Origin of the sequence: Desulforamulus putei DSM 12395, assembly GCF_900129195.1 — a bacterium.
Classification (GTDB): domain Bacteria; phylum Bacillota; class Desulfotomaculia; order Desulfotomaculales; family Desulfotomaculaceae; genus Desulfotomaculum; species Desulfotomaculum putei.
In genome coordinates, this window is the sequence record NZ_FQUY01000001.1 from 279,598 (window position 1) to 293,724 (window position 14,127).

Genomic DNA, 14,127 nt, shown 5'->3' on the forward strand with positions numbered 1-14,127 from the left:
GTGCTGTCTATTGGTATAACCATTTTAAGAAGCCTGTTTCTAATCCTATTATACCTGTTCATCTTCCGGTTGACTGTCAGCATGATTGACCAGTTAAGACAAAGTGCCCGGGAAAATGAACACCCAAAGGACGACCCGGTACTGAAACCGGTATTCCCGGGAGGGGACGGCGCCGTTTTACAGGTCATTACGTCCGGGGATGAGGAGATGATACCCGGTGAGACTTACCTCCTAGGGGACGTAACCAGGCTGGGTCGGGGCCGGGGCAATCATATTGTTTTCAGCGGTAATTACGCGTCCCAGGATCATGCCCGGATCTTGTATAAACAGGGACAGTACTGGTTAGAGGATTTGGGCAGTTTAAACAACACGTACTTGAATGAAATGCCGGTGACAAAACAAACCGTGCTGGCAAACGGAGACCGCATTCGCATTGGCGAAGTAATTTTTCGATTTGTGAGGTGGGCGTATGAAATGGAGTCAAATAACTGATGTCGGACGGGTAAGAGCCGGCAACGAAGACAGCCTGTGCGCCTGCCCCGACATTGGTCTGTTTGCTGTGGCCGACGGCATGGGAGGCCACAAAGCAGGAGAGATCGCAAGCAGCACAGCCCTCAACTACCTGGCAGAAAATTTAAGGGAGGTTCTGCCGGGAACCAGGGACATTCAATCTTCTTTATTGCGTATTCTGGAAGAAGCCAATCTGCGGGTTTACCGGCTGTCTACCGAATTTGAACAATATCGCGGTATGGGAACAACAGTCACCGCCGGTGTATTTATGGGATATCATCTGGTGATCGCCCACATTGGAGATTCCCGTGCTTATCTCGTAAGGGGCAATGAAATAACGCAGCTCACCGAGGACCATTCCCTGGTGGGGGAAATGCTTCGTTATGGTGGTATTACGGAAGAGCAGGCCCTCAATCATCCCCAGCGCAATGTACTGACACGGGCCATGGGAACCGCACCGTCAGTTAAATTTGACATCTATACACAGAATTTACTTCCCGGGGACAAAATTCTGTTTTGCAGCGACGGGCTGGTGAACCACCTGCGGCCCGAGGAAATAAAAGAAATCATTACATCTCAAAGGGATTTAGACCTGACTGTGAAGATTTTATTGGATACCGCCCTGGAACGGGGAGGCCTTGACAATATTACCATGATCCTGGTTGAAATGGAGTAACCACCGGAGGTGTGCTGCCAATTGACGGCCAACCTGCGCAAGGAAGAACGAAGTTTGCTTTACTATATCTCCGCTTACCTGGCTGTAGGGGTTATCACCCTCTATCTGGGAGAACCGGAACTTAACAGGGTCTACCAACTGTCCCTCGGCGGGGGTATCAAATTACCCTTCTGGTGGTTTGTCATCATTTTAAGCATCGGTACCATGCTTGGTTTTTGGCTGATCAGTGTCTACTGGCGGTTGGCAGGATTCAGGTGTGACCCATTTTTAATGCCCATCACCGCGGGTTTGACCGCACTGGGATTAATTTTTTTATTTCGCCTGCGCCCCCAGTATGCAGAAAGGCAGTTCGCCTGGTTGTTGATAGGTTTACTGGCGCTGGTCCTTATAACAACCCTGATGAGAGAATTGGACTGGCTGGCTGATTACAAATATATTTACGTTGCTGCAGGGGCATTGCTGCTGGTATTGCCGATCTTTTTCGGCCAGGAGCAGTACGGCGCCCGCAGTTGGTTAAACCTTGGCATATTACAAATTCAGCCTTCTGAATTTGTCAAAATATTACTGGTGTTGTTCCTGGCCAGTTTTTTAGCGGAAAATCGGAGAGTCCTGGCCACCGGCAGTGACCAAATCCTTGGCATCAGTATTCCGGGGATTCGCGAATATGGTCCCCTGGTGGTCATGTGGGGGATCTCCCTGCTGATCCTGGTTTTTCAAAAGGACCTGGGAACCGCTCTAATTTATTTCTGTACCTTTTTGGCCATGGTCTATGCCGCTACCGCCCGTATGCTTTATGTACTGATTGGCCTGGTCTTGTTTTTCCTCGGGGGAACCGCGGCCTATCATATCTTTGACCATGTCCGGTCCCGGGTGGATATTTGGCTGAATCCCTGGCCCTTCCTGGAAGGTAAAGGGTATCAAATCATTCAGTCCCTGTTTGCCCTGGGATCCGGTGGGATCTTTGGCAGTGGCCTCGGGCAAGGGATGCCAAACTTAATCCCCGCAGTTCATACGGATTTTATCTTTTCCGCCATTGTTGAGGAATTGGGTCTGCTGGGAGGCTGTGCAATTCTGGTATTGTACATGTGCTTTATCTTCCGGGGATTGATGATCGCCCTGGCAGCCCGCAATGATTTCGCGGCGCTAACAGCCACCGGCTTAACGGCGCTGATGGGGTTACAGACCTTTATTATTATCGCGGGAGTGATTAAACTGCTGCCCATGACCGGCGTAACGCTGCCTTTCATCAGTTACGGCGGCAGTTCGCTGGTGGCCAACTTTGTGTTATTGGGAATGCTCCTCAACATTTCCCACGAGGTAAACGGTGGAAATGAAACATAATATTAAAAAACTTGGTTACTTCTTGCTGTGTATCTTTGTTTTATTAATTTTATATTTAAGCTATCTGGTTTTGCAGCAGGGCGAGGAACTGGCCACTCACCCGCAAAACCGTCGCATGGCGGCCAGGGAAGCCGGGATTATCCGGGGGACCATCTTTGACCGAAAGGGAGTCGTACTGGCCGAAACAAAATGGTTGGGTGAGCGGGGGAAGAGGGTCTACCTGACCGAAAACCATGTTTCTCCCTTTGCCCATGTGGTTGGGTATGTTTCTGAAAAATACGGTTCTGCGGGTCTGGAGGCTTCCTTCAGCAAAGAATTGCTTGGCTTAACCGATGCCGATGCCCTGGAAAACCTGCTGGACAAAATATTTAACCGGACACCCCGGGGTCATGATCTGGTACTTACCCTGGATGCCTCGCTGCAAAGAACCGCCTGGCAGGCCCTTAACGGCAGGCGCGGCGCAGTGGTGGCTCTGGATCCCAAAACCGGCGCGGTACTGGCCATGGTCAGTTCGCCGGCCTTTGACAGCAACGCCATCGATCAGGCCGGTGTATGGAGCCGCTTAAACCGTGATGAAGAAAATGCTCCTTTACTGAACCGCTCCACCCAGGGAGCTTACCCGCCCGGTTCAGCCTTTAAAATTGTTACCGGGTCCGGCATTTTGGCCCGACAAACTGCCCGGCCCGCTGATACCATACAATGTCCCGGATATGTCGTTGTTGACGGGAACAGGATTGCCGATAACCGGGCCCACGGGAAAGTGGATTTTATAAAAGCCCTGGCCCTTTCCTGTAATACTTACTTTGCCCGGGAAGGATTAAAACTGGGCTGGGATGGTCTTGTACATACATTTAATCAATTTGGATTAAATCAAAGCCCTGCCCTTGGAATACCGGTGCGACCCGGCACATTGGCAGTAAAGGAGCGCCGTAACCGGAGCCAGTTGGCGGAGTCCTCCTTTGGTCAGGGAGACACTTTGATCAGCCCGCTGCATATGGCGCTGGCTTGTTCCGCCATTGCCAACAACGGGGTGATTATGAAACCCTTTCTGGTAAAGGAAGTTTGTAAGCCGGATGGCAAGGCTGTGCGGGTTACGGAAAGCAGTATTTGGTTGACTGCCACCAGCCCGGAGGTGGCCGCCCTGGTAAAGGAAGGAATGATCGCCGCTGTCAATTGGGGCACCGCAAGCCCTGCCGCCATCCGGGGAGTGGATGTGGCGGGCAAAACCGGCACTGCGGAAACCAAAACGGATCGGCAGCCAAATAGCTTGCCCCATGCCTGGTTTGTGGGATTTGCACCGGCCAACGATCCCAAGGTGGTAGTGGCTGTTGTTGTGGAAAAATCCGGTTCCGGGAGCCGGGTAGCGGCCCCCATCGCCAGGGAAGTCATGGCAGCGGCCCTGTTTAGAAGATAAGAGGCCTTCAGGAGTATTAAGGAGTGAGACAGTCAATGATAGGCAAACTTCTGGGTAACCGTTATGAAATATTGGAACAATTGGGCGGCGGAGGAATGGCGCTGGTTTGGAAAGGAAAGGATACCTTTCTCAACCGGCTGGTCACCATCAAAGTTCTCAGGCCGGAGTATGCCAGTGACCAGGACTTTGTGCGTCGTTTCCGCCGTGAAGCCCAGGCTGTGGCCAGCCTGTCCCACCCCAATATTGTCAGCATCTACGATGTCGGTCAGGAAAACGGTAGTCATTACCTGGTCATGGAGTATGTGGACGGAGAAAGCCTGAAGGAACTGATTCGTCGGGAAGCACCCCTTTCTCCCACCAGGGTCATCCAATTGGGGCGGCAAATTGCCGAAGCCCTGGAACACGCCCATGAAAACAACATCATTCACAGGGATGTAAAACCCCATAATATTTTAATTACCCGCAGCGGCCGGGCCAAACTGACAGACTTTGGCATTGCCCAGGCCAGCGCCTCCACCCTGACCCATACCGATACCATTGTGGGTTCAGTGCATTACATCTCCCCGGAGCAGGCCAGGGGGGAACCTGCGGGTCCGAAATCGGACATTTATGCCCTGGGTGTGGTGCTGTATGAAATGCTTACCGGCCAGGTCCCTTACCAGGGTGATGGAGCCATTGGCGTAGCCTTAAAACACATTCAGGAGCAACCCCTTTCGTTAAGGGAAATCAACCCCGGGGTACCGGAAGATTTAGAAAAGGTTGTGCTCAGGGCCATGGACAAAATACCCGAGAGACGACACAAGAGCGCCCGGGCCCTGGGGGAGGATCTGGTCTCCATCAGTGAAGAAACCAAAAATATGGCGCCTTACGATCAAGAGGACGAGCATACCCGGGTATTGCCCGGTCCCGGCCTGATCAAGGAAGAGGCCAAAGCCAGGGCCGCCGGAACCCCACATGCCCCCGCCAAACGCAAAGGGCTGAAACCTGCCGCCTGGGGTATGCTGGCCCTGCTGGTTGTGCTGTTAATCGGCGGCGCACTGTTTGCCCTGAACAGCTACCTCAATGTGGCTGAGGCGGAAGTACCGCCGGTGGTAGGGATAAAAAGGGAAGACGCCGAGAGAATCCTCAAGGAAAGAGGTTTTAATCATATTACTGTCAATGAGCGGTTTGACGAGAAGGTGGAAAAAGGTGTCGTCATACTCCAGGATCCCAAAGCACATGAAAAGATTAAAACAACCCGCACGATACTGCTGGTGGTAAGCAAAGGTCCGGACCTGGTAGAAGTGCCGGATGTAATTGGGCGTTACTTTGACGAGGCCAAGTTGACGTTGGAAAACGAAGGCTTTCTGGTGGAAGCTCCGCAACCGGTCTACAGCAAAGACATTGAGGCAGATAAGATAGCGGCACAAGAACCCGCAGGAAAGACCAAAGCGCCCCGCGGTAGCCGCATTAAACTGTTTATCAGTAAGGGACCTGAGCCGGCAGTGCAAAAGGTGCCCAATCTGGTGGGATTGACCCAGGAGGCGGCCCGGGCAGAACTAAACAAAGTGGGTCTGGAACTGGGTGATGTGATCAGCCAGGCAGAAAGCTTCGATTATTTAAGCGGTCAGATTATTGCTCACCAACCCGGCGCCGGTGAAGAGGTGGAACAGGGCACCAGGGTGAACATTATTCTGAGTAAGGGCCCGGGACCGGCAGCCAGGGATGTAACCGTGCGTATTACTGTTCCGGATGACGGACAAACCCATGAAGTTAAAATTGAGACCGAAGATGTCCGGGGGAAATATTACCCGTATATCAGCACGCACCAGCCGGGAGATCATGTAGCTAAAAGTATCCGTCTCTATGGCAAGGGGAAAGTAAGGGTCTATATGGACGGGAATTTGGTGGACGAAAAGGACGTATGACAACCAAAACCAAGGAGAGGGTCAATGAGTGTTTGAAGGGGTTTTAATACGGGCCTACGGTGGATTTTACTACGTAAAAAAAGGTGATGAAATCTGGCAATGCACCTTACGTGGCAAGTTCCGTCTGGGCAAAGGCTCTGCGGCCCTGGTGGGAGATCGTGTCAGGGTTACGCCTGTGCGGGGCACTACCGGACGCATTGATGAGGTGCTGCCCCGCAAAACCGAACTGTTCCGCCCACCGGTGGCCAATATTGACCAGGCGGTCATTGTCTTTGCCGTGCAAGACCCGGAGCCAAACCTGGCTCTCCTGGACCGGTTTTTGGTGTTAGCCGAAAATGCCAACGTTTCCCCGGTGGTATGTTTGAATAAAGCGGACCTGCTGAGCGGTCGCAGGGAACACGAGTGGCTCAGGTTGTATCGAAAAATTGGCTACCCCACGGTCATTACCAGTACAAAAAGCAGTGAAGGCATCGATGAACTGCGGCAACTGCTGGTTGGAAAGACCTCCGTATTTGCGGGCCCTTCCGGTGTGGGGAAATCCAGTCTTTTAAATGCGGTGCAGCCGGGTTTGGAACTGAAAACAGGGGAGATCAGCAGCAAGTTAAAAAGGGGGAAACATACCACCCGTCATGTTGAACTGCTGCCCCTGGCCGCCGGAGGGTTGGTGGTGGACAGTCCCGGCTTTTCCAGTCTGGATTTACCTGAAATGGAAAAAGAGGACCTGGGTTATTATTTTCCGGAGTTTGCCAGTTTTACCCCTGAATGCAAATTTAAGGGCTGCCTGCATCGTCACGAACCCCAATGTGCCGTTAAAAGGGCTGTGGAACAGGGGTTGATTCATCAGGACAGGTACAAACATTACCTGAATTTTTTAGAGGAAGTTATGCAGCAAGAGAGGAGATACTAAAACATGGTTAAAATCGCTCCCTCCATTTTATCAGCAGACTTTGCCCATCTTGCCCAATCCGTTCAAGCGGTTGAAAGGGCCGGGGCCGAGTACCTGCATATTGATGTGATGGACGGTCACTTTGTTCCCAACATTACCATAGGACCCCCGATTGTTCAGGCGTTAAGACCGCACAGCAAAATGCTCTTTGACGTACATTTAATGATTGAATCACCGGACCGGTATATTCCTGATTTTATAAAAGCCGGGGCAGATCTGGTATGCATCCATGCCGAGGCCTGCACCCACCTGCACCGCTGTGTCTGCCAGGTCAAGGAACTGGGGGCTAGGGTGGGGGTTTCTTTAAATCCCCACACTCCTTTGAGCCTTATCCAATATGTTCTGCCCATGCTGGATCTGGTCCTGCTGATGACGGTAAACCCCGGTTTCGGCGGGCAAAAATTCATACCCGAGGTGCTGCCCAAGATTGAAGCCCTGTCCCGCTTGATTAAGAGAAAGGGACTGGCCGCTGAAATCGAAGTAGACGGGGGCATCAATACCGAGACAGCTCCCCTGGTGGCCCGGGCCGGCGCCAACGTGCTGGTGGCGGGCTCCGCCGTTTTCGGAGCTGACGATCCTGCCCGGGCGGTGCAGGCAATTCGGCAAGCAGCCGAAAAGAAGATGGCCATTGGCCGTTGGCCGAGGTGATAGCAGAAAATAGATTATTTTAATTAAATCCGAGGATCATACTAAATCAAAGGAGGTGGGTCAGAATGGCGGTTTGGAAATGTCAAAAGTGCGGGGCCACCAAAGAAGGCCGCTGCCGTCCTCAGAAATGTGTTTGCGGTGGTACGAAGGAAGATTTTGTGAAGGACGAAGCAAAGTAGCTGTTAGCCTGTGAGGTATTTCTTAAGGTTCCTGTTGTTAGACTTATGGGTATGTTTGCGGGTCCTGTTGTTAATAGTGGTTTTTTCTAAAATAACTTCAATAATAACAGGACCCGAGAGGAATGCCCTTTAGTCTCGCAGCAGGACCCAAAAGGAATACCCCATAGTCCAACAACAGGACCCTTTAGCTTGACCCCAACGTCAAAAGCCAACGGCCAACAGCCAACAGTCAACGGCTAATGGCCAAAAAAAGCCGCCAGCGATAATCACTGACGGCTCTTCTTATGCAGTTTAATTCATCTCCTCAGCGCTCTCATTCAGCATGTCCGCCACCAGACGCAGCGTTGCCACTGTGTTTGTGAGCAATATCTCATATAGCATAACAGGCAAAACATCTTGTATGGTGGCCCCCACTTCACCGGACTGAACCTTTTTGGCCACGATATCTCCGGCCCGGTTCAGGCTGTTGTTGACCAGGGTGATGATTTTATCCTGGTGTTCCTGTACAAATTTGTCAACATTCACAGTCAATTTAAATACACGCCCTTCAAGCATTTTGATTTTATTATACTCCTTGCAGCAGGCGTTTCCAATCAAAACATTTTTTGTTTTTATTGCTAATCCATATTGACCAGTTTGTGATATAATATACAATATGATTAAGGACGAGCCCATTATAAACTCAGGAGGGATAGTTGTGAATTTATTAATTATGGGACCCCCCGGTGCCGGTAAAGGCACCCAGGCTGAAGTACTGGTTAAGGAATTAAACATCACCCACATTTCCACCGGTGATATGTTCCGTGCCGCTATCAAGGAAGGTACCGAAATGGGCAAAAAAGCCAAAGAATATATGGATAAAGGCGCACTGGTTCCTGACGAAGTGGTTATCGGCATGGTAAAAGACCGCCTATCTCAGCCGGACTGCAAGGAAGGCTTCCTGTTGGACGGTTTCCCCCGCACCGTTGAGCAGGCTGCTGCTCTGGACGCCACCCTGCAGGACATGGGCATTAAACTGGACGGCGTCATCAACATTGAAGTTCCCCTGGAAAAATTAATGGCACGCTTGACCGGCCGCCGGGTTTGCAAAGGTTGCGGCGCTTCCTATCACGTAATTTTCAACCCGCCCAAAGAAGAAGGTAAATGCAACACCTGCGGCGGAGAACTCTACCAGCGTTCCGATGACAACGAAGAATCCGTGGGGACCCGTTTAAATGCTTACCTTGAAAAGACCAAGCCCTTGATTGATTACTATGAGGCCAAAGGAATTCTGAAAAACATCAACGGTGATCAGGAAATCAGCAAGGTTCTGGCAGACATCCTGGCCGCTGTAAAATAATTAACTAAAGAACTCTCGCTAAACAACAAAGAACCCTGTTGACCGGGTCTCCCGGCAACAGGGTTCTTTCATTACCAAGCAGCGACAACCTGGTGTCAGCGTGCTGTACACAATATTGTTGTTTAAAAATCTTATTTTTTAAAATACTTCTGAAGGAATTCATCTATGACTGTGGAATATTCTTTTCGTAGAAATTTTTAATCAACTTTGTCTTTTTTTATGGCGGGAGGTGGTTAAAGGACTGACAGGTGTAATGGTACAGGACAAATGTGTATCAACCAAAGAACCGGAGGAGGATTAAAATGAAAAAGTTTCGTTTCGTTGCCTTATTGGCAGCAATGGCCATGCTGGCGGCTCTGGTAGCCGGTTGCGGCGGCGGTGGCGCCAAGGAAGAGAAAAAAGCTGCCGATGCCAATGAAATCGTAATCGGCGGCAACTTTGAATTAAGCGGTAACGTAGCTACCTTTGGTACTGCCGCAGCAAACGGCGCCCAATTATATTTTGATGAAGTAAATGCTGCCGGCGGTGTACTCAATAAGAAAATTAAGTTTGTTAACCTGGACAACAAATCCGACGCCACCGAGGCTGCCAACGTAGCAACCCGTTTGATCACTCAGGACAAAGTCGTAGCCATTCTCGGGGCAACCACCTCCGGTGACACCCTTGGTTTCATTCAAGTGGCCACCGACAATAAAATCCCCGTATTGACCAGTTCCGCCACCAACCCGGATGTCACCGTGGACCCCAATACCAAACAAGTTCGTGAATATGTGTTCCGTGCTTGTTTTATCGACCCCTTCCAGGGTACCGTAATGGCCAACTTTGCCTTGAAAGACCTCAAAGCCAAGACCGCAGTTATTTATGTTGATAACAACTCCCCTTATTCCAAGGGCCTGGCTCAATTCTTCAAAGAGTCCTTCACCAAACAGGGCGGCAAAATCGTTGGTGAAGAAGCCTTTGTACCGGAAGATCAGGACTTCAAAGCCACCCTTACCAAGATTAAAGGCTTGAATCCTGACGTTGTATACTGCCCCGGCTACTATGAGCAAGTTGGTAAAATCGTCAAGCAGGCCCGCGAAGTGGGTATCACCGTTCCCTTCCTGGGCGGCGACGGTTGGGATTCCCCCAAACTGGCGGAAATTGCCGGAGCGCAAGCTCTGAACAATACCTTTTTCAGCAACCACTACTCCTCTGAGCAGGATGATCCTAACGTAAAGGCTTTCGTAGAAAAGTACAAGGCTAAATACGGTCAGGTTCCCGACTCCATGGCTGCTCTTGGCTACGATGCTGCCGTACTGATCGTTGACGCCATCAAGCGTTCCGGCGACGGTTCTCCTGAAAAAATTAAAGAAGCGCTGAAGGCTACCAAGGATGTTCAGGCCGTAACCGGAAAACTGTCCTTTGACGAGAACCACAACCCTGTTAAGGGTGCCGCTATCCTTGAAATGAAAGACGGCAAACAGGTTTACAAAACATATGTAAATCCTTAATCTCCAGGTTGCACTACAACAAATGGTGAGGGGGGATACCCCCCTCGCCTATCTTCAAAACAACGGATAGGGGTGGCATCTTTGGAAGTCTTTTTACAACAACTGATTAACGGTATATCCCTGGGCAGCATCTATGCGCTGATCGCCCTTGGTTATACCATGGTTTACGGCATCGTTCAATTAATTAACTTTGCCCATGGTGACGTCTATATGGTGGGCGCTTACCTGGGTTTCTTTGCCACGGCCATCCTTGGTTGGCCGTTTTTACCTGCACTGCTGTTGTCTATGGTTGTCTGTGCCATCCTCGGTATGGTGATTGAAAAACTGGCCTACACACCCTTGCGCAACGCCCCCAGGATTGCGGCGCTGATCACCGCCATTGGTGTTTCGCTGTTCCTGGAATACGGCATGATGCTGCTTGTTACGCCGCAGGTGCGGACATTTCCCCAGGTCCTGCCTGAGGTACAATATAAACTTCTTGGCAATCTGGTCATTACCAACCGCCAGATTATTATCCTGGTTGTAACCATTGCCTTGATGTTGCTGCTGCAATACATCGTTCACAAAACCAAAATCGGCAAGGCCATGCGTGCTGTTTCCCACGACAAACAGGCCGCTCAATTAATGGGTATCAACGTCAACAAAACCATTTCGGCCACCTTTGCCATCGGTTCCGCCTTGGCGGCGGCGGCCGGCGTGCTGGTTGGTATCTATTACAATGCCATTAACCCCTTGATGGGTATTATGCCTGGTTTAAAAGCCTTTGTAGCTGCCGTTCTGGGCGGCATTGGCATCATCCCCGGAGCGATGACCGGTGGTTTTTTACTGGGGATCGTGGAGGCCATGGTGAGCGGTTATGGAAAATCCCTGTACCGTGATCCGGTTGCCTTTGTTATCCTGATCATCATTTTGATCGTCAAGCCGGCCGGATTGTTTGGTAAGAACGTCCGGGAGAAAGTGTAGGTGATGTCAATGTTTGAGCGCAAGATTGGCAGACAAATCGGTATTTTGCTGGTTCTGGCGGCAGTTTGGGGCGTCATTGATTTTATGATTAAAGGGGGCATCCTGAACCCCTACTACGAACTAAACCTTATCTTAATCGGGATTAACATTATCCTGGCAGTCAGCCTTAACCTGATTAACGGTTTTAACGGTCAATTCTCCATCGGGCATGCCGGTTTTATGGCGGTGGGAGCATACGGAGCCGCCATGATCACCATCAAAGCCCACCTGCCCTTTGTCATTGCCCTTCTGGTTGGTGCGCTGCTGGCGGCAATTTGCGGTATTCTGGTGGGCCTGCCCACCCTGCGCCTGCGTGGTGACTACCTGGCCATCGCCACCCTTGGCTTTGGCGAAATCATCCGAGGTCTCATAGTAAATATTGATTATATCGGTGGTGCCTATGGCCTTTCCGGCATCCCCAAATTAGCCAACTGGACCTGGATTTTCTGGTTAACCGTTCTGACCGTACTGGTTATCTGGAACTTTGTCAACTCCACCCACGGTAGGGCAACCATATCCATCAGAGAAAATGAAATTGCCGCCGAGGCCATGGGCATTAATACAACCAAGTACAAGGTAATGGCCTTTACCATTGGTTCGCTGTTTGCCGGCTTGGCCGGTGGTTTGCATGCCCATTACTTTTATACTATTCAGCCCAATACCTTTAACTTCCTGAAGTCCTTTGACATTCTGGTCATGGTGGTTCTGGGGGGGCAGGGAAGTATCACCGGTTCCATTATCGCAGCCATTGCTCTCACCATTATCTCAGCTTCGTTGCAAAAATTTGCTGCTTTACGTCTGGTTATTTATGCTTTGTTGCTGATTATTATCATGCTGTTCAGGCCTCAGGGTCTCATGGGAACCAAGGAATTCAGCCTGAAAATGTTCCGCAAAAAATCGAAAGATAAGGAGGGAAAACAGCATGGCACTGCTATCGGTCAATGACCTGTCCATATCTTTCGGGGGTTTGAAGGCTGTATCAAATTTTAATATGCAGCTTCATAAAAATGATTTGGCAGGACTGATCGGACCCAACGGGGCCGGCAAAACAACGGTATTCAACATGTTGACGGGCGTGTATTTGCCCACCTCCGGAGACATTCAATTGGACGGCAAAAGTCTGGTGGGGCTGAAACCCTACCAAATTAACCACCGGGGAGTGGCCCGGACCTTTCAAAATATTCGTTTGTTCAATGACTTAACGGTGATTGACAACTTAAAAATCGCCTACCACAGCCACGCCAGGTACGGGTTGCTGGGGGCCATCTGCCGGCTGCCGGGATTTTATGCCGGGGAAAAAGAAATCCATGAGAAATCCATGGAGCTTTTGAAAATCTTTAAACTGGACCATAAGTATGACGAACTGGCCAAAAACCTTCCCTATGGCGAGCAGAGACGGCTGGAAATTGCCAGGGCCATGGCCACCAAACCCCGCATCCTCCTGCTGGACGAACCGGCGGCAGGCATGAATCCGCAGGAAACCCATGAATTAATGGAACTTATACGTTGGATACGGAAAGAATTTGATTTGACCATTCTCTTGATTGAGCATGATATGTCGCTGGTAATGGGGGTTTGTGAGATTATTTATGTTCTTGATTACGGTCAAATCATTGCTATAGGAACACCGGATGAGATTCGAAACAACCGCAGGGTGATCGAAGCCTATCTGGGAGAGGAGGCCTCCTAAATGCTGAAAGTGGAAGATGTTCATGTATATTACGGTGCAATCCATGCCATCAAAGGCATTTCTCTGGAGGTTCCCCAGGGACAAATCGTTACACTGATCGGCGCCAACGGCGCCGGCAAAACCTCCACTCTGAATACAATCTGCGGTTTAATCAAGCCCAAGAGCGGTCGCATCACCTTTGAAGGCAAGGATATCACCGGCATGGCTACCCCGGAGATTGTTAAAATGGGGTTAACCCAAGTGCCGGAAGGACGGAGAATTTTTGCCAATATGCCGGTGTACGAGAACCTGGAATTGGGCGCCTTCCTGAATAAAAACAAAAAAGAAGTGGCGGAAGCTATGGAAAATGTCTATACCAGGTTCCCCAGGTTACGGGAGAGAAAAAACCAGCTGGCGGGCAGCCTGTCCGGCGGTGAGCAGCAAATGCTGGCCATGGGGCGGGCCCTCATGTCAAAACCCCGCCTGCTGCTGCTGGACGAACCATCCATGGGCTTGTCTCCTATTTTGGTGAAGGAGATCTTTTCCATTATCAAAGAATTAAACGAGCAGGGAACTACCATCCTGCTGGTGGAGCAAAACGCAAAAATGGCGCTGTCCATTGCCCACAGGGGTTATGTGGTTGAGACAGGGCGTATCGTACTGGCCGGGGATGCCAAAGAGCTTCTGGAGTCGCCTGAAGTCAAAAGGGCCTATTTGGGAGGCTAAAGAAAAAACAGACGGCATCTGCCGGTTGAAGGACATGACATGTCAATTAGTTGTACATTAGTTGACACTTGTTCATAAAAAGATTCAAAAGTATGCAGGAATTTTTACTGCAGGTGTGGAATTTAATGAACTAAGGTAAAAAATATAACCTGGATGTGATGGGCTATGGGGAGGTATCATAAATTTTACCCAAGAGCCTGCGATTTGCACAATCTACCTGTCCAGGAAGTTGATGAGTCAATCTCTGTAAAAGAAGGACAGAGGTTGCTGCAATCAGGTC

General features: G+C 50.3%; 15 protein-coding genes. 14 read left to right on the forward strand and 1 reads right to left on the reverse strand.

The annotated features are described in order from the left end of the window. The 8 genes from BUB67_RS01210 to BUB67_RS17305 all read left to right on the forward strand — a co-directional run bounded on the left by BUB67_RS01210 (position 1) and on the right by BUB67_RS17305 (position 7,621). Positions 1–492, forward strand: a complete 492-nt coding sequence (locus BUB67_RS01210; RefSeq protein WP_073234418.1) for an FHA domain-containing protein — start codon at positions 1–3, stop codon at positions 490–492. Then, positions 470–1,186, forward strand: coding sequence for a Stp1/IreP family PP2C-type Ser/Thr phosphatase (locus BUB67_RS01215; protein WP_073234420.1), 717 nt, complete (start codon positions 470–472; stop codon positions 1,184–1,186). The genes BUB67_RS01210 and BUB67_RS01215 overlap by 23 nt, the downstream gene beginning before the upstream one ends. Positions 1,187–1,207: 21 nt before the next feature. After that, complete coding sequence (locus BUB67_RS01220) at positions 1,208–2,527, forward strand: FtsW/RodA/SpoVE family cell cycle protein (RefSeq protein ID WP_073234423.1); 1,320 nt, start codon at positions 1,208–1,210, stop codon at positions 2,525–2,527. After that, on the forward strand, positions 2,517–3,941 hold the full coding sequence (locus tag BUB67_RS01225; protein ID WP_073234426.1) for a peptidoglycan D,D-transpeptidase FtsI family protein: 1,425 nt from the start codon (positions 2,517–2,519) through the stop codon (positions 3,939–3,941). The genes BUB67_RS01220 and BUB67_RS01225 overlap by 11 nt, the downstream gene beginning before the upstream one ends. Before the next feature lie 35 nt (positions 3,942–3,976). Then, entirely contained in the window at positions 3,977–5,848 is a 1,872-nt protein-coding gene (gene pknB, locus BUB67_RS01230; protein ID WP_073234429.1) for a Stk1 family PASTA domain-containing Ser/Thr kinase, read from the forward strand. A gap of 28 nt (positions 5,849–5,876) precedes the next feature. Further along, the gene (rsgA, locus tag BUB67_RS01235; RefSeq protein WP_073234432.1) at positions 5,877–6,755 is read left to right on the forward strand and encodes a ribosome small subunit-dependent GTPase A; all 879 of its coding nucleotides are present in this window, start codon (positions 5,877–5,879) and stop codon (positions 6,753–6,755) included. 3 nt (positions 6,756–6,758) lie between these two features. Continuing rightward, positions 6,759–7,442 (forward strand): ribulose-phosphate 3-epimerase, encoded by a 684-nt coding sequence (gene rpe, locus BUB67_RS01240; RefSeq protein ID WP_073234435.1) that lies wholly within the window; start codon positions 6,759–6,761, stop codon positions 7,440–7,442. Positions 7,443–7,507: 65 nt separating this feature from the next. Further along, complete coding sequence (locus BUB67_RS17305; protein ID WP_338011669.1) at positions 7,508–7,621, forward strand: RCKP-type rubredoxin-like domain-containing protein; 114 nt, start codon at positions 7,508–7,510, stop codon at positions 7,619–7,621. Between the two features lie 291 nt (positions 7,622–7,912). Here the strand turns inward: BUB67_RS17305 and BUB67_RS01245 are convergent, their stop codons facing one another. Next, positions 7,913–8,152: a hypothetical protein gene (locus tag BUB67_RS01245; protein WP_073235053.1), complete on the reverse strand. Its 240-nt coding sequence runs from the start codon at positions 8,150–8,152 to the stop codon at positions 7,913–7,915. Between the two features lie 166 nt (positions 8,153–8,318). Here BUB67_RS01245 and BUB67_RS01250 point away from each other — a divergent pair, with 166 nt between their 5' ends. From BUB67_RS01250 to BUB67_RS01275, 6 genes are all read left to right on the forward strand, one after another. After that, entirely contained in the window at positions 8,319–8,960 is a 642-nt protein-coding gene (locus BUB67_RS01250; protein ID WP_073234438.1) for an adenylate kinase, read from the forward strand. A gap of 302 nt (positions 8,961–9,262) precedes the next feature. After that, positions 9,263–10,450: an ABC transporter substrate-binding protein gene (locus tag BUB67_RS01255; RefSeq protein WP_073234441.1), complete on the forward strand. Its 1,188-nt coding sequence runs from the start codon at positions 9,263–9,265 to the stop codon at positions 10,448–10,450. Between the two features lie 81 nt (positions 10,451–10,531). After that, positions 10,532–11,413 carry a branched-chain amino acid ABC transporter permease gene (locus BUB67_RS01260; protein ID WP_073234444.1) on the forward strand — a complete coding sequence of 294 codons (882 nt, stop codon included), beginning with the start codon at positions 10,532–10,534 and terminating at the stop codon, positions 11,411–11,413. 3 nt (positions 11,414–11,416) lie between these two features. After that, positions 11,417–12,397 carry a branched-chain amino acid ABC transporter permease gene (locus BUB67_RS01265; RefSeq protein ID WP_073235058.1) on the forward strand — a complete coding sequence of 327 codons (981 nt, stop codon included), beginning with the start codon at positions 11,417–11,419 and terminating at the stop codon, positions 12,395–12,397. Further along, a complete protein-coding gene (locus BUB67_RS01270) occupies positions 12,375–13,142 on the forward strand; it encodes an ABC transporter ATP-binding protein (protein WP_073234447.1) in 768 nt (255 codons plus the stop codon). Before BUB67_RS01265 ends, BUB67_RS01270 begins: the two co-directional genes overlap by 23 nt. Continuing rightward, complete coding sequence (locus BUB67_RS01275; RefSeq protein ID WP_073234450.1) at positions 13,143–13,847, forward strand: ABC transporter ATP-binding protein; 705 nt, start codon at positions 13,143–13,145, stop codon at positions 13,845–13,847. It begins immediately after the preceding gene. Positions 13,848–14,127 lie beyond the last annotated feature (280 nt).